Consider the following 16,509-nt stretch of genomic DNA (forward strand, 5'->3'; position numbering starts at 1 on the left):
GGTCTCTTTTTACACGCCTACCCTTGGCGCGTGTGACCAAGGAGGTTTCCCATGCACTATCTTAAAACTCTTGCCATTGCCGTCGCAACCGTCAGCGCCCTGCCCGCCGTTGCCGCCGAAAGCACCTTTGAAGCCGTGAAAATCAGCGCAGGTGAAACCCTGTTCGAGACCGAATGCCGCCGCTGCCACTCCCCCGACGCGGACAAAGAATCATACGGCCCGCCGCTGGAGAATATCGTTGGCCGCGCCGCTGGCATGTCACCGGACTACGACTATTCGACAGCCCTTGAGGCATCGGGCATCGTCTGGACCCCTGCCGCCCTGCGCGCATGGATGGAAGACAACGACGGCTTTATGCCCGGCACCAAAATGCGCCACGTGGGCATCGAAGACCGCACGGTTCAGGACTTTATCCTAGCCTATCTGGCTTCGATCACCACGGTCGATAACAGCGCCGTATCGAAGTAAAACACCCCCTTCGGACGGGGTGCCGAAAAGTTGATTTGCAGGTGCGGCGACTCAACGCATCCCGTCCGAAAGTTACTGTCAAGGCGACTGGGGTCGTACGACCTAAGCCGTGTACCCGACGATGACCTGTTCCGTATACTAGCGATGTCAGAAGGCCGAACACCCCATGCAAACGGCTTTCCGTACATCGTCTAGGGAGGACAGAATGAAAAAATTCATCGCCGCAATGTCGGTAAGCGCTCTGGCTGTGACCGCAGCCTACGCGGGCGTGACCGAAGAGGATCTGGCCAACGACCAGGCCTCGACCGACCAGGTCGTGACCAACGGCATGGGCCGTCACCTTCAGCGCTATTCGCCGCTGGAAACCCTGAACAAGGACAACGTCAAGAACCTGGTTCCCGCATGGGCCTTCAGCCTTGGTGGTGAAAAGCAGCGCGGTCAGGAAACCCAGCCGCTGGTTTATGACGGCGTGATGTATATCACCGGTTCCTATTCGCGCCTTTACGCGATCGACGTGAACACCGGCGAAGAGCTGTGGCAGTACGATGCCCGTCTTCCCGAAGGCATCCTGCCCTGCTGTGACGTGATCAACCGCGGCGCGGCCATCTATGGCGACAACATCTACTTCGGCACGCTGGACGCACGTATCGTTGCGCTGGACCTGAAGACCGGTGACGTTGTCTGGCGCGACAAGATCGCTGACTACAAAGCTGGCTACAGCTACACCGCAGCACCCCTGATCGTTGACGGTCTGGTTGTGACCGGGAACTCGGGCGGTGAATTCGGTATCGTAGGCGAGGTTCAGGCCCGCAACGCAGAGACCGGCGAAATCGTCTGGACCCGTCCGATGATCGAAGGCCACATGGGCACCCTGAACGGTCAGGAATCGACCATGACCGGTACCCTGAACGCGACCTGGCCCGGCGATCTGTGGAAGACCGGCGGCGGCGCAACCTGGCTGGGTGGCTCGTACGACATCGACACCGATACCCTGATCTTCGGCGCGGGTAACCCTGCTCCCTGGAACAGCTGGCTGCGCGGCGCGGGCGAGCCCACCGAAGGCAATGTTGGCGACAACCTGTACGCTGCAAGCCGCGTCGGCATCGACCCCAAGACCGGCGACATCAAGTGGCACTTCCAGACCACGCCCCGCGAAGGCTGGGACTATGACGGTGTGAACGAAGTCGTTGCCTACACCGACCGCGGCGGCAACAAGCGCTACGCGACTGCTGACCGTAACGGCTACTTCTACGTTCTGAACCGCGAAGACGGTGCCTTTGTTTCGGCAGCACCCTTCGTGAAGGACATCACCTGGGCCAACGGTATCGATGAGACCGGTCGTCCGATCTTCAACGAACCCAACCGTCCCGGTAACCCCGCGAACGCGACCGATGGCAACAAAGGCGAAGTCGTCTTCTCGTCGCCCTCGTTCCTTGGCGGTAAGAACTGGATGCCGATGGCCTTCAGCCAGAAGACCGGCAACTTCTACGTTCCCTCGAATGAGTGGGGCATGGACATCTGGAACGAGCCTGTAACCTACAAAAAGGGCGCGGCTTACCTGGGTTCGGGCTTCACCATCAAGCCGAACTACGAAGACCACATCGGTTCGCTCAAAGCGATCGACCCCGACACCGGCAAGTGGGTTTGGGAATACAAGAACGACGCACCCCTGTGGGGCGGCGTGATGACCACCGCAGGCGGTCTGGTATTCTTCGGCACCCCCGAGGGCAAGTTCATCGCTCTGGATGACGCCACCGGCGAAGAACTGTGGTCGTTCCAGACCGGCTCGGGCATCGTTGGCCAGCCCATCACCTGGGAAATGGAAGGCGAGCAGTACGTCTCGGTCGTTTCGGGCTGGGGTGGCGCGGTTCCGCTCTGGGGCGGCGAAGTGGCCAAGAAAGTGAACTACCTGAACCAGGGTGGCACTGTCTGGACCTTCAAACTGCCCAAGCAGCTGGCATCGAACTGATCCACTGATCTAACGGTCAAACATTTGGAAACGCCCGAAGATTTTCTTCGGGCGTTTTCCTTTTCCCGCCCCTTCTGTGGGCAGATAAGATGCGCCGCGAAAGGGTATTAGACTTTTTGGCTAAAGCAGACCTTGATCGAATGGCGTAAGCTGAAGATGAGGAAACAAGGAAAACCCAAATGTCTCAGGTCAGCGCAGCAACACATTTGTCCGGCAACGCCTTGGTGGTCGACGATCACCCCCTGTTCTGCGACGCCCTGACCCTGACGCTGAAATCGATTTCCGAATTTGGCACCATCCACACCGCGGGCACCCTTGAGGCCGCCTTGGATGAGGTCAGCGCCGACAGCGATATCCGTGCGATCATTCTGGATTTGAACCTGCCCGACGTGAACGGCCTGGACGGCTTGGTCCGCCTACGCACGGCCGCGCCGCGTGCCAAGATCATCATCGCGTCCTCAATGTCCGACAACCGCATGATCAGCCGCGCCATCAAGGCCGGTGCAGATGGCTTTGTTCCCAAGCAAGCGCAACGCGCCGTGTTCCAGCAAGCTTTCGACACCGTGCGCACGGGCAAACACTTTGTTCCCGAAGGGTTTATCGATCCCGATGGCGAGTCGGCCACGCAGGATGATGCACTGCAACGCCTTGGCACCTTGACCAACCAGCAGGCCCGCATCCTGAACCTGATCTGCGAGGGCAAGCTGAACAAACAGATCGCCTATGACCTGTCGATCGCGGAAACCACCGTCAAAGCCCATGTCACCGCAATCATGCGGAAACTTGGCGTGCATTCGCGCACTCAGGCCGTTCTGATCGCGCAAGAGGCCCACTTTAACCGGGTCTTGCCAACGAATGAGTAATCGCTCATCCTCACGCAACTAAAGTACAGAGGACATCGGTCTAGTGAACGAAGCGCCACCACGCTTCGCCAGGGAGGGGACCGAAGACAGTAAGGCAGTGTGCGTCGCACAGGTCTTTTGTGATGAGCTGGCGCCTGTAGAGGAGATCAAGCGCCAGTTCGGATCAGAGCCTATGGCGCTCGTGTGTTTGTTTTCAGCTCCCTGCGCGGATTTCAACGGCCTGATCATGGCCGCCCAATCTTCTTTCGGAGATGCCGATATCGTCGCCTGTACCACAGCGGGCGAGCTTGGCCGTGCGGGATATGAGGAAAAGCAGATCATCGCGGTGGGCTTCCCTGCCCGCTATTTCTCGGCCATCACCTTTGCCTTGGAAGACCTGAAAGCGCTGGATGATCAGAACGTTATCGATTCTATCATTCAAAAGCGCATGGCCCTTGCGCAACTGGCCCCTGACCGTCCCCATGAATTCGCCTTCCTCTTGGTGGACGGCCTGTCCTTGTCGGAAGAGAACCTGACCACCGCGCTGGCCTCGGGTCTGGGGCCCATGCCACTTTTCGGTGGCTCGGCTGGCGACGGGATCGATTTCCGCCAGACATGGCTGGCCTGCAACGGCCAGATCATGAAGGACGCCGCCATCCTGACCATGGTGCGCAGCCTCTGCCCCGTCCGTGTTTTCAGCCATGACAATCTGGCCCCGACCCAGGCCCGCATGGTCGTCACCAAGGCCGATCCTGAGCGCCGCATCGTGCAAGAGATCAACGCCGAGCCAGCAGCAGCCGAATATGCCCGCCTTTTGGGCAAAGACCCCAACCAGTTGGACCCGTTCATCTTTGCCGAACACCCTGTCGTGGTGCGTCTTGGCGAAAGCCATCACGTCCGCGCCATCCAGCGGGTCAATGAACACGGGGAATTGGTCTTCTTTTCCGCCATCAACGAAGGCATGGTTCTGACCCTTGCCGAACATCTTGATATTGCGGCACATCTGGAAAGCGGCTTAGATGAGCTATACCGCAACGGTGCGCCGGACATGATCCTTGGCTGTGACTGCGTGTTGCGCCGGATCGCTGCCGACCAGCGGCAAAAAACCCGCGAGATTTCGCAGATACTCGCAGATAAAAAAGTTATTGGTTTCTCGACTTATGGTGAACAGATTGGTGCCCTGCATGTGAACCAGACCCTCACGGGTGTGGCGATCTATCCTCCGCCCCGCGACGAAAGCAACTGATGACCCTGATCAACCCGTCCGACAGTCTAGAACGGCAGAATGAAAAACTCCTGAAGATCGTCGACGCGCTGATGAGCCGTGTGGAATACGGCACAGCGCAATCGAATGCCGCCTATGCGCAATTCGAACGGGCGGCCTTGCTGGAAAAGCGGGTGCGCGAACGCACGCTGGAACTGGAAAGCACCCTAGAGCTGCTGCACGACAGCAACTCGGAACTGGCTAAAGCCCACGCCGAAACCGAAGCGGCCCGCCGCAACCTTGCCGACGCGATCGAGGCGGTCTCTGAAGGCTTTGCCCTGTTTGACCCCGAAGACGTTCTGGTTATGTGCAACTCGCGCTTTTGTCGCGATTTCAAAGACCTCAGCCCGCTGTTGTCCCCCGGCCTGCCCTTTTCCGACTATGTGCGCCATATCGGAAAATCTGCCTATCTGGCCCTGCCAGAGGATGAAACGCCCGCCTCTTGGGCCGCCCGCCGCATCCGCCGCCATATGGATCGGCACGTCATGTTCAACGTCGAGCTTAGCGGCGACCGCTGGCTGCAAGTGTCGGAACATCGCACCAGCAACGGCGGTACCGTGGTCCTGCAAACCGACGTCACCGACATCATGCGGATCGAGCGGCAGGAACGCGCCCGCCTGAAAGACAAACAGACCCGCGTCATCCGCGCCACGCTGGACCACCTGAACCAAGGGGTCTGCGTCTTTGACGAAAACGCGCAGCTTGTGGGCTGGAACCACAAGATAAGCCAGCTGCTGTCGGTCCCTGTTCGCCGTCTGGTAATCGGCGCGTCCTTCGGTGGCCTGCTGGACCGTTTGGGCGATGATGTACAGTTCAGCCGCGGTATTGACCTTGAAGGATTCCGTAACTGGGCGCTGGTGAAAGGTGCCCGCGCCCCGATTTCCTTTGAGGTACGCCGTGGCGGCATGACCCTGCAAATCTTCGGCCGCGGAATGCCGGATCAGGGCTTTGTCATTTCCTGCACCGATGTGACCGCCGAACGGGAAGCCGCGCAAAAGCTGTATGAGTTGAACGAAATCCTCGAACAGCGCGTGATGGAGCGCACGCTGGAACTAGAGGACGCCCTATCCGCCGCCGAACGGGCCAACGCCTCGAAATCCCGCTTTGTGGCTGCTGCCAGCCACGATCTGCTGCAACCCTTGTCGGCAGCAAAGCTGTTCATCTCGTCCCTCTCGGACAAGGCGACCGACCCCGATGACATGGCGGTTCTGTCCAAGGCCGAGACCGCACTTACGGGGGCCGAGCAGATTATCGATGCGCTGCTGGACATCTCCAAACTGGAGTCCGACGGTCTGCGTTTCGACGTGCGCCGGTTCTCGCTGCGGGAAATCCTTGCGCCCCTGCGCGATGAGATGACCATCCACGCCGTTCGCAAAGGGTTGGAACTGACCGTTGTGGACAGCAATCTGGTGGTGGAAAGCGATCCCGCCTACATGCGCCGCATCGTGCGCAATCTGATCTCGAACGCGATCCGCTATACCGCCACGGGCCGCGTGTTGGTCGGGGTACGCCGTAACGGAGGCTCGGCCCGGATCGAGGTCTGGGACACCGGCCCCGGCATCGCCGAGGAAAACCAGAACACCATCTTTGAGGAGTTCAAGCGGCTGGACACCAAAGCCAGCGCCAACGAAGGTCTGGGCCTTGGCCTTGCCATCGTGGAGCGCGCCTGCGCCCGTCTAGGCCACCCCCTTGGCCTCTGGTCCGAAGTGGATCAGGGCAGCTGCTTTATGGTGAACGTCCCCGTCGCATCCGAGGCCGATCCCGCCCGCCCGAAAAGCGCCCGCATGACCCTGCCCATCGGGCTGGAACAGTCAGGCCTGATCGTCCTGCTGGTGGAAAATGACCCGCAACTGCGCCGTGCGATCTCAATTCTGGTGGAAAGCTGGGGCGTTAACGTGATCGAGGCCGAAGACGCCGCATCGGCGCTGGATCTGTTAACGGATTTGCAAATCCGCCCCGATGCCTTGCTGCTGGACTACCAACTGGGTCCCGGCATGTCGGGGATCGAACTTTACAGCGCGGTTCAGGACAGTTTGGGGCCAATCCCCTGCGCCATCATCTCGGCCGACCGGTCAACCGATCTGCGCCAAACCTGCAAATCTATGGGGCTAGAGCTGCTGCTGAAGCCTCTGGACCGCCATAAGCTGGGGCATATGCTGCATACTGCGGCGCAGGCCATCACCCTTTAACAGGCCCCCATCCATTTACGAGTCACTTAAGTTTCGCTGCACTCACCTGAGTCGGGGTCACACATTTTATGGCCAAAGTGTTTGCGGATATGTCGTTTGAAGTCCGAAATTACAAATAATTAGGCAGAAATGTGAAATTTTTTAGGTCCGAACAGGTTAATTTCCTCGCCTTTTGGGTAGTCTTGCGTTATCCTTCTGTTAACCCCTTTAACCATTAAGAGCTAACTTAAAGGCAGGGTTTCGGGGGTCAGTTAAGTTTTGCATGCCCTTTGGGGAGCGGAGTAAACGATTATGTCTAAAGAACAGGCCGCCACATCTTTGACCGCCCTGGCCCACTCGAATAAACTTGGAAAAGACAATCAAGAATTCTGCATGAGCATGTGGGCCGCATGGCGCCTGAAGGCTCTGTGTGAAGGCCAGAAGGCCACAGCGCCTCAGACGCAAAAATAAGCACCGGTCCCGTCGCATTTTGCCCGGGACCAGCACAGCCACTTCTTATTAAGACAGATGGCACTTGGCCGGTTCGGCCCACCTTTCAAAAATTCCACCGATCGCGGCCCCTGCCGCGACCCCGGACAAGGCTTGGGGACAACGCCCCTTGCCTTTCAGCCCGTGCCAAAGCGCGGGCGGTTGCTTTTTGCGAGGCCGCAAATCCTTAGTGGAACACACCCGGACGTGGCACCGCCAAGGCGCGGGCCAGATCACTGTCCGCCCCATCCATCTGCGCAGCCAATAGACCCGCCGTCACCGGCCCCAGCGTAAACCCTTGGTGCCCATGACCAAAATGGCACCATAGCCCCTTGTGGCGCGGCGCCTCGCCGACCACAGGCAGCATGTCGGGCATACAGGGACGTGTGCCGGACCACTGAGGCTCATCCACGCGCGGCCCTAAATCAATGATGTCCGAAACACCTTTGGCGCCCCGCGTGATCTGGCGGGTATCCACCGCCCCCTTGCGCCCTACCAGCGCCGCGCCGGTCGCCAGACGCAGCCCCTTGCGCATGGGCGTCAGCACCACCGCGTTATCTGCGTCCATGATGGATGCGTTCAGGGTCTGCTCCATCCGGTAATGGGCGTGATAGCCGCGCTTGTAGACCATTTGCACGCGATAGCCGAAACGGGCCAATACCTCTGGCGACCAGGGTCCCAGCGCAACAACTGCCGCCGTCCCGCTTTCAAGGCCGTCCTCGGTCTGTACCTGCCAGCCTGCCCCACTTTGGCGCAGGGATAAGGCATCACCATGCCGGATCACACCGCCCCGCGCTTTGAACAATTCCGCATAGGCCTGCACCAAGCCACCGGGATCGGCGCATAGCATTGTGGCCTGCCAGTGGATTGCCCCGGCCACATCGCCCTTCAGCACCGGCTCGGCCCGCCGAAAGGCGCGCGTATCCAGAAAATCTGCCTTCACGCCATATTCCCGCTCCAACCGTTCAGCATCGCGGGCCATCGCGGCGAACTCACTAGGATCGCGGTGAATCTGGTAATAGCCCGCCTTGGTGATCAGATTGCCCGCGCCCGCCGCCTCGATCAGCGGCGCATGGGCCGCAGGAGCGCAAGTTGTCAACCGAGTGTATACCTGCGAGACCGCCCGATGCCGGTCGGGCCGCGAATAGCGGTAGTAGGACCACAGCGCTGGCACCATCTTGGACACGCCCGCAAATGACCACATCACGTCATTGCGCAGGCCCAAAGCGAATTGGGTCAGTGTTTTCAGATCACGGGGCAAGGCATAGGGTTCAGACGCCTCGCCTTGGATATAGCCCGCATTGCCATAGCTGGTCTCACGCCCCGCCTCGCGGCGGTCGATCAGGCAGACCTCATGCCCGCGCTCTTGCAAGGCAAGCGCGGTCGAGACCCCGACCATCCCCGCCCCAAGGACCAATACCTGTGCCATATCGTTCCATTCCGTCTTTTGCCCGAAAGGAACATTTCCACGCGCAAGGATGCAAGCACCGAATTGAACTGAATTCAGTCCGTTCCTGCATACCCCTTGTTGCGCTTAGAAACGGGGCATGCCCTTGGGCCGCATCAGACGCTTTTGCGCGGCGATCCGGAAAGGCGCGTTGGGGGCACCATAGCCCGCATAACTTTCACGACGTTGCAGGATTTCAAAGAACATCCCGTTGCCGAAGGGCTGAGAATACAGCTGGAAGATCTCGCCGTGGGCATCCTGATCATAGAGGATGTTGCTGCCCTTCATGCGGGCCAGCATATCAGGCTCCAGATCGAAACGAGCGGCCAGATCGTCATAGTAGTTCGCGGTGATCGGCAACGGCTGGAAGCCGCGCTTGGACAGCTTTGCCGCCGTCGCAAAGATGTCGTCGGTCGACAATGCGATATGCTGGACACTGGCCCCGAAGCTTTCAGCAAGGAAGCCACCCGCCAACGTTCGGTGCGTCTCGGCCCCGTTCAGGGTGATCCGGAAGTCCCCGTCACCGGCCTGCAACGCCTGCGAGCGCACCAGACCGTCAGGGTCAATCACGTCCACCATCGGCGACTTTTCCATCTCGAACAGCGAGGTGTAGAACAAAGACCAGCTGAGCATCTCGTCGTAAGTCATTGTTTGCGCGATATGATCCACGCGCGTCACACCTGCACCAGTATCTTCGGTCGGGGCCTGATTGAACTCGACCTGCCAGACGTCCGACAGACCGCTGGTCTCGTCGATAAAGTGCATCAGGCTACCACCAAGACCACGGATCGCGGGGATGTCCAGCTCACCGGGCCCAATGGGCTGCGCGAAGGTATCCGCGCCCAAGGCCACCGCACGGGCAATGGTATCGGCAGCGTTCGAGACCTTCAGCCCCATGTCACACACAGTCGTGCCGCGCACGTTATAGGCGCTGGCCGCATAGCCTTTGGTTTCGCGGTTCACCACGATCCGCACCTCACCCTGCTGCCACAGGGTCAGTTCTTTGCTGATATGGCGCCCTTCCAGACGGAAGCCCAACGCAGCCAAGGTCGCCTCAAGGCGGTCTGCGTCGTCCCCACGGCTGGCGAATTCGATAAAGGCGGTGCCCTGCACGTCGATCCGTGCGGGCATCGGCTCTAGGTCAACTTCCAGCGCGGGTTCTTTCCGGCGCACTTCGTCCATCACGTAGATCAACGACCGGTAGCCGTCCTTGGAAATCGTGCGCGGGCTGCCACCTCGGAACTGGTCGTTAAAAATCTCAAGGCTGACAGGGCCGTCATAACCGGTCGCTGTCACAGCCCGCATGAAATCGGCCACTGGCAGATCGCCCTCTCCGGGCATGTTGCGGAAGTGGCGCGACCAATACAGCAGGTCCATATCGATCAGCGGCGCATCAGCCAGCTGCACAAAGAAGATCTTGTCGCCGGGGATACGTCGGATGGTCTCAGGGTCAATCTTGCGGCTCAGGGTGTGGAAGCTGTCCACGATCAAACCGATGTTCGGATGATCTGCACGGCGCACGATCTCCCACGCGTCGCGATGATCATTCACATGACGGCCCCACGCCAGCGCCTCATAGCCCACACGCAGGCCGCGCTTGGCCGCCCGTTCTCCTAGTTCAGCAAAGTCATCGGCGGCGCGGTCAATCCCGCCCATTGATTCAGGATGCACGGTCGAACAGACCAGCACCAGATCGGTGCCCAACTCTTGCATCAGGTCAAACTTACGCTCTGCCCGATCAAAGGCCTTGGTGCGCAGCGCCCCCGGTAGACCTTCAAAATCGCGGAACGGCTGGAACAAGGTGATCTCAAGGCCCTTGTCGCGGATCATCCGCCCCACATCACGGGGCGAGCCGTCATAGGCCAGAAAATCCTGCTCGAAAATCTCGATTCCATAGAAACCTGCGGCCGCAATCGCGTCCAGTTTTTCGGTGAAATTACCGGAAATCGAAACCGTCGCGATCGAAGTTTTCATCTGTGCATCCCGCCTTTTGCGCCGCGCTGACCTGCCAGCCGCAATGATGTCTGAGTGGTTTTGACCCCGACAGACAATCACTTTGTTCCCATCGGTTAATTTCGTGATATAGAAGAGCCGTCACCATTTCCAGCCTGCATTTCGATAGCCATGCCAGAAAAAACCGCACCTGCCCGAAATCCGCGCCGCCAGTCCTGGAAACAGGACCCCGAGGCCGTGCGTGCCGACATCCTGCGCGCTGCCACCGAAGAGTTCGCGGCCAAAGGGTTCAAGGGCACACGCATCGATGACATCGTGGCCCGGACGCAGACCTCGAAACGGATGATTTTCTACTATTTCGATGACAAAGACACGCTCTACCGGACCGTGCTGGAACAGGCCTACAGCCGCATCCGCACCCATGAGGCTGCGCTGGACCTAACCGGCCTGCCCCCCGAAAAGGCACTGGCCCGTCTGGTAGCCTTCACGTTCGAATACCACCGGCAGGACCCCGATTTCATCCGCCTTGTGATGATCGAGAACATCCACCGCGCCCGCCAGCTTAAAGCCTCGGATTCGGTCGCCCATGAAAACGCGCAAGCGATCGAACGCCTCAGCACCCTGATTGACGAAGGGATCGCAGCGGGCCGTTTCCGCGCCGATCTGGACCCGCTGGAATTGCACTGGCTGATCTCGGCCCTTTCGTTCCACAACGTGTCGAACATGTTCACCTTCCAACACATCTTCGGGGATGCCCTCCATTCAAAAGCAGGCCAACACACGCTTTGCCGTCATGTGGTCTCGACAGTGCTGCGCTCAGTACTCATAGACACCCACGACATCGACACTCTTCTGGACGACTGACATGCTCAGCATTCTTGCGATCACCACACCGATTTACCTGCTGATCACGCTGGGGTTCGTCGCCATCAAAACCAAGTATGTGGCGTTGGAGACCACTCGGTCGCTGGGGATGTTCGTCCTGCGGGTCTGCATGCCCGCGATGGTCATCTCGGCAGTGAACCGCGAAGGGGCCCCTGCCCTGAACTGGCACTTTCTGGCCTGCTATGGCGCGGCATCGCTGGCGCTTTTGACCGGCGGCATTACCGTGATGCGCCTGCGCGGGCGCTCCATCCCCGAGGCGTCGATGTTCGCCCTAGGCATGTGCAACTCAAACAGTGGCTTTATGGGCTATCCCATCGCCGCATTGGTCGTCGGCGGCATGGCCATCGACATGCTGGCATGGGCCTTGATGGTCGAGAACCTGCTGACCATCCCGCTGGCCATCGCCATCGCGGACGCAGGCATGTATGCGAATGAACGCTTCACCACGGCCTTCCTCAAAGCGATCAAGGGCCTCTACAAGAACCCGATCTTCGTCGGCCTTGGCGCGGGTCTGGTGATCAAGATCACCGGCCTGCCAATCCCCGACGTCATCGGCACAGTGCTTGGTTATCTGACCTACACCGCCCCCGTGGTGGCGCTATTTGTTGTGGGCGGCACCGTGGCCAGTTTTCCGGTCAAGCGCATCTCTGGCGATACTGCGCTGATCACCTTCGGCAAGCTCTTCCTCCATCCGGCCCTGATGTTCGTGGCCTTCACACTGTTCCCCGCAGGCCAGCCCGAATACATCCTAGGCGCCATGCTGTTCGCCAGCGTGCCGATGCTGTCGATCTACCCGATTTTCGGCCAGCGCTACGGGATCGAGAGCATCACCGCGACCACGCTGGTCTTCACCACCACAATCTCGTTCTTCACGGTCAGCGCCCTGATCTACCTGCTGGGATAACCCTACCGCGCCAAGGCAAGCAGGCCGTCCACGTCCAGATAGGCGTCCATATGGTCGGCCAGCTTATCAAGGGTCTCTTCAACCACCGCCCCATAAGACTGGCCCGCTGACTGCACACCAAAACCCGCCAGATAGGCGCGACGGAAGGCATCATCGGTGAACATCCCGTGCAGATAGCTGCCCACGATCCGCCCATCGGCCGAAATCGCCCCATCCGCCTGATCCCCGATCATGGCAAAGGGCCGCGCGCAATCGGGCCCCTCGGTCCGGCCGATGTGGATCTCATAGCCATCCACCTCAAGACCACTGGGCACATGCAGCGCCCGAACCTGCGTCAGGCGCTTGTCTGCCGTCATCCGTGTCTGCACATCCAGCAGCCCAAGGCCCTTTTCCGTGCCAGCGGTACCTTCCAAGCCCTCAGGGTCAATCACCTCTTGGCCCAGCATCTGATAGCCACCGCAAATGCCCAATACATGGCCACCGCGCCGCACATGGGCCAATAGATCAATGTCCCAACCCTGCGCCCGCACATAAGCCAGATCGCCCCGCGTGGATTTGCTGCCCGGAATGATCACCAAATCCGCATCCCCGGGGATCGGTTCACCCGCCAGCAGAACACTTAGATCAACGCCCTCTTCCTGCGCCAGCGGGTCCAGATCATCAAAATTAGCGATCCGTGATAGCCCAAGGCACACAACCCGCAGCCCCTTGCCGCCCGAGCGTTTCGGCAAGTCCAAAGCATCCTCAGCCGGTAGCTTCGAGGCATCAGGGAAGTAGGGTAAAACCCCGAAACCGTGCCAGCCGGTCTGTACCTCAATCATAGCATAGCCATCATCAAACAGGCTTGGGTCACCGCGGAACTTGTTAATCAGAAAACCCGCGATCATCGCCTCATCCTCAGAGGCCAGAACCGTGCGCGTCCCGACCATCTGAGCGATCACCCCGCCCCGATCGATATCCCCCGCCAAGATCACCGGCACATCTGCGGCAACCGCAAAGCCCATATTGGCGATATCGCCTTTGCGCAGGTTCACCTCTGCAGGGCTTCCCGCCCCCTCGACAATCACCAGATCATACTGCGCTTTCAGACGGTTAAAACTCTCAAGCACGCTTTCCAAAAGCCGAGGCTTCAAGGCCGCATAATCCCGCGCCTTCACCGTCGCAATCCGCTTTCCCTGCACAACCACTTGCGAGCCCACATCGGTTTCAGGCTTCAAGAGCACAGGGTTCATATCCGTGTGCGGCTGCACCCCACAGGCCAGCGCCTGCAAAGCCTGCGCCCGACCGATTTCTCCCCCATCAGACGTCACAGCAGCATTGTTCGACATATTCTGCGGCTTGAACGGCGCAACCCTCAAACCCCGCCGCGCAGCGATACGGCAAAGCCCCGCTACCAGCATGGACTTGCCCACGTTCGAGCCCGCCCCCTGTACCATGATTGCCCGCATCAAAGACCTTCCTGCGACCAAAGTTGGCGCCCGCTCATGCCTCCGGCGGAGGTATTTTTCACCAAGATGAAATAGGGGTCACTCTGCATCCGACGCGGCACATGCGGCGCGGATGCAGAGCCTTCACCTTGGGCGGTCATCGGGACCTCTCCCTGTACCGCAAGAGCACTTTGACGGATCATCATTAACAAACCGTTGCTTTCATCTTGGCAAAAATACCTCGGGGGTGAATTGACGCCGCAGGCGGCAAGAGGGGGCTGCGCCCCCATCTCTCAGGCTCAGAACTCAACGCCTTTCTGGCCTTTGACCCCAGAACGGAACGGATGTTTGATTAGTGTCATCTCGGTCACCATATCTGCGGCCTCGATCAACGGCTCTTTGGCATTGCGGCCAGTCAGGCAGACGTGGGTCATCTCCGGCTTATCGTTCTTCAGAAACTGAACAACTTCGTTCACATCGATATAGTCATAGCGCATCGCGATGTTGATCTCGTCCAGCAGCACGAACTTGATCTCCGGATCTAGGATCAACTCTTTCGCCTTCGCCCAGCCCTTCTGCGCCATCTCGATATCCCGCGCCTTGTCTTGGGTTTCCCAGGTAAAGCCCTCGCCCATGGCATGGAACTGGCAGAGGTCGGCAAAGTTCGCCTCGATGAGGGTCCGCTCTCCGGTCTCCCAAGCGCCTTTGATGAACTGCACCACGGCGCAGGGCATCTGGTGCGCGATGCACCGCAGGATCATCCCGAATCCGGACGAGGATTTCCCCTTTCCCGGCCCTGTATGCACGATGATCAAGCCTTTCTCGCCCTCTTTCGAGGCCATGATCTTGTCCCGCGCCGCTTTCTTCTTGGCCATCTTGGCCGCGTGACGGGCTTCATCGGTTTGGGGCAATTCGCTCATAGGACGATCCTTCCGCTTGACAAGGTAGGGCACCTTCCCTCAGGTGGGCGCGCTGGTTCCTGTCTATGACAGGCGAAGAGGGAATGCGATACCACTTTGCGACGTCATACCGTCCCAAAGCGTAAAGCGCAGCCGCCCCCGCGACCGTGACCGGAGACGCCCCGCAACCACTGGCCTCAAATGGCCCGGGAAGGCGGCGGGGCAGCCGCAGGGCCGATTGGCCTTACGGGCTCCGCAAGCCGGGAGACCTGCCAGCGCGTTGAAATGTACGGGCGAACGGGGTGTGTCGCGGCCGGCTTTGACAGGCGCACTCTGCCTGTTGGCCAGTGATCCCTGTTTCCCCCAAACCCAATGGGAGGCACCCTATGGCCGAGGTCACCCTGACCGTCTGCACCACCTGCCGCCGCATCGCGGGCGGCGAGCCCGTGGCTGATGAGCCCCGCCCCGGTGCGCGCCTCTATGAGGCTCTGACCCAAGCCGATCTGCCCGACAACGTGCAACTGAAACCGGTCGAGTGTCTCTCGGCCTGTTCGCGCGGGTGTTCGATCGCCCTGACCGGTGGGCCCGCCCGCTGGACCTATGTCTATGGCGACATGGACCCCGACACCCAAGTAGACGAGATCCTGACCGGCCTGCGCGCCTATGCCCAGACCAGCGACGGTATCGTTCCGTGGCGCGAACGCCCTCAGGCTTTCCGCAAGCAATCCATTGCCCGCATTCCCCCGCAGGAGTAACCATGTCCGATCTGTCCAAAATCCCCGTGACCGTGATCACCGGCTTTCTCGGTTCCGGCAAGACCACACTGATCCGTCACCTGATGCAGAACCCGCAGGGCAAGCGTCTGGCTGTGTTGGTCAACGAATTCGGCACCGCTGGTGTGGATGGCGATATTCTCAAATCCTGTGCCGATGAGAACTGCCCCGAAAGCAACATCATGGAGCTGGCGAACGGCTGCATCTGCTGCACCGTGGCCGATGACTTTATCCCCACCATCGAACAGCTTATGGCCCTGCCCGAAACGCCCGAGCATATCATCATTGAGACCAGCGGTCTGGCCCTGCCCAAGCCCCTGCTCAAGGCCTTCGACTGGCCCGCGATCAAATCGCGTATCACCGTCGATGGCGTGATTGCCGTGGCCGATGCCGAAGCTGTGGCCGCCGGTCAATTCGCCCCCGATCTGGATGCGGTACAGGCCCAGCGCGAAGCGGATGACAGCCTTGACCACGAAACGCCCCTCTCTGAGGTCTTCGAGGATCAGATCAGCTGCGCCGACATTGTGCTCTTGTCCAAAGCCGATCTGGCCGGTGAGGCAGGTATCGCGAAGGCCAAAGAGGTGGTCGAGGCTGAGGCCCCCCGCAAGCTGCCGATCATTGCCATCACCGACGGGGTTGTAGACCCCCGCGTGATCTTGGGTCTGGAAGCCGCGGCTGAGGATGATCTGGAGAACCGCCCCTCGCACCATGACGGGCACGATGATCACGAACATGACGATTTCGATAGCATCGTGGTCGATCTTGGCGAAGTCGAAGATGTTCAGGCGTTGCAAGATGCCATTGTGAAAATGGCAAAGGACCAGAACATCTTGCGTGTGAAAGGCTATGTGGCAGTCAAAGGCAAACCGATGCGCTATCTAGTGCAGGCGGTGGGCACCCGCATCCGTGCGCAATATGACCAGCCTTGGGGCACCCGCCCTCGTGCGTCCTTGCTTGTCGTGATCGCCGAGCATGACCACATCGATGAGGCCGCCATCAAAGCAGCACTGGGCGTCTAACC

The 16,509-nt window shown here is 59.8% G+C and carries 13 protein-coding genes and 1 riboswitch; of the genes, 9 read left to right on the forward strand and 4 right to left on the reverse strand.

Annotated elements, in window-relative coordinates:
- Positions 1–51: 51 nt before the first annotated feature.
- The 5 genes from CLV74_RS15145 to CLV74_RS15165 all read left to right on the forward strand — a co-directional run bounded on the left by CLV74_RS15145 (position 52) and on the right by CLV74_RS15165 (position 6,732).
- Positions 52–468 carry a c-type cytochrome gene (locus tag CLV74_RS15145; protein WP_106266388.1) on the forward strand — a complete coding sequence of 139 codons (417 nt, stop codon included), beginning with the start codon at positions 52–54 and terminating at the stop codon, positions 466–468.
- A gap of 205 nt (positions 469–673) precedes the next feature.
- Positions 674–2,437, forward strand: a complete 1,764-nt coding sequence (locus CLV74_RS15150; RefSeq protein WP_106266392.1) for a PQQ-dependent methanol/ethanol family dehydrogenase — start codon at positions 674–676, stop codon at positions 2,435–2,437.
- A 179-nt stretch (positions 2,438–2,616) separates the two neighbouring features.
- Positions 2,617–3,300, forward strand: a complete 684-nt coding sequence (locus CLV74_RS15155; RefSeq protein WP_106266394.1) for a response regulator — start codon at positions 2,617–2,619, stop codon at positions 3,298–3,300.
- 97 nt (positions 3,301–3,397) lie between these two features.
- Positions 3,398–4,525, forward strand: coding sequence for an FIST N-terminal domain-containing protein (locus CLV74_RS15160; RefSeq protein WP_425430983.1), 1,128 nt, complete (start codon positions 3,398–3,400; stop codon positions 4,523–4,525).
- The gene (locus CLV74_RS15165; RefSeq protein WP_106266398.1) at positions 4,525–6,732 is read left to right on the forward strand and encodes a hybrid sensor histidine kinase/response regulator; all 2,208 of its coding nucleotides are present in this window, start codon (positions 4,525–4,527) and stop codon (positions 6,730–6,732) included. Before CLV74_RS15160 ends, CLV74_RS15165 begins: the two co-directional genes overlap by 1 nt.
- A 655-nt stretch (positions 6,733–7,387) precedes the next feature.
- On the opposite strand, the gene CLV74_RS15170 is transcribed toward CLV74_RS15165, so the two are convergent.
- Both CLV74_RS15170 and CLV74_RS15175 read right to left on the reverse strand, forming a co-directional pair.
- Positions 7,388–8,629, reverse strand: coding sequence for an NAD(P)/FAD-dependent oxidoreductase (locus CLV74_RS15170; RefSeq protein WP_106266400.1), 1,242 nt, complete (start codon positions 8,627–8,629; stop codon positions 7,388–7,390).
- A 105-nt stretch (positions 8,630–8,734) separates the two neighbouring features.
- On the reverse strand, positions 8,735–10,621 hold the full coding sequence (locus tag CLV74_RS15175; protein WP_106266402.1) for a bifunctional sugar phosphate isomerase/epimerase/4-hydroxyphenylpyruvate dioxygenase family protein: 1,887 nt from the start codon (positions 10,619–10,621) through the stop codon (positions 8,735–8,737).
- Between the two features lie 150 nt (positions 10,622–10,771).
- Between CLV74_RS15175 and CLV74_RS15180 the strand changes: the two genes are divergently transcribed.
- Positions 10,772–11,464, forward strand: coding sequence for a TetR/AcrR family transcriptional regulator (locus tag CLV74_RS15180; protein ID WP_106266404.1), 693 nt, complete (start codon positions 10,772–10,774; stop codon positions 11,462–11,464).
- A gap of 1 nt (position 11,465) precedes the next feature.
- Entirely contained in the window at positions 11,466–12,389 is a 924-nt protein-coding gene (locus tag CLV74_RS15185) for an AEC family transporter (protein WP_106266406.1), read from the forward strand.
- Positions 12,390–12,391: 2 nt separating this feature from the next.
- On the opposite strand, the gene CLV74_RS15190 is transcribed toward CLV74_RS15185, so the two are convergent.
- Entirely contained in the window at positions 12,392–13,837 is a 1,446-nt protein-coding gene (locus CLV74_RS15190; RefSeq protein WP_106266408.1) for a cobyric acid synthase, read from the reverse strand.
- 278 nt (positions 13,838–14,115) lie between these two features.
- The gene (gene cobO / locus CLV74_RS15200) at positions 14,116–14,736 is read right to left on the reverse strand and encodes a cob(I)yrinic acid a,c-diamide adenosyltransferase (protein WP_106266412.1); all 621 of its coding nucleotides are present in this window, start codon (positions 14,734–14,736) and stop codon (positions 14,116–14,118) included.
- A gap of 36 nt (positions 14,737–14,772) precedes the next feature.
- Positions 14,773–15,006, forward strand: a riboswitch (cobalamin riboswitch).
- Between the two features lie 95 nt (positions 15,007–15,101).
- Between cobO and CLV74_RS15205 the strand changes: the two genes are divergently transcribed.
- Both CLV74_RS15205 and cobW read left to right on the forward strand, forming a co-directional pair.
- The gene (locus CLV74_RS15205) at positions 15,102–15,470 is read left to right on the forward strand and encodes a DUF1636 family protein (protein ID WP_106266414.1); all 369 of its coding nucleotides are present in this window, start codon (positions 15,102–15,104) and stop codon (positions 15,468–15,470) included.
- Positions 15,471–15,472: 2 nt separating this feature from the next.
- A complete protein-coding gene (cobW, locus tag CLV74_RS15210) occupies positions 15,473–16,507 on the forward strand; it encodes a cobalamin biosynthesis protein CobW (RefSeq protein WP_106266416.1) in 1,035 nt (344 codons plus the stop codon).
- The last annotated feature ends 2 nt before the right edge of the window (positions 16,508–16,509 follow it).

The sequence above is a fragment of the Donghicola tyrosinivorans genome, assembly GCF_003003355.1.
GTDB lineage: Bacteria > Pseudomonadota > Alphaproteobacteria > Rhodobacterales > Rhodobacteraceae > Donghicola > Donghicola tyrosinivorans.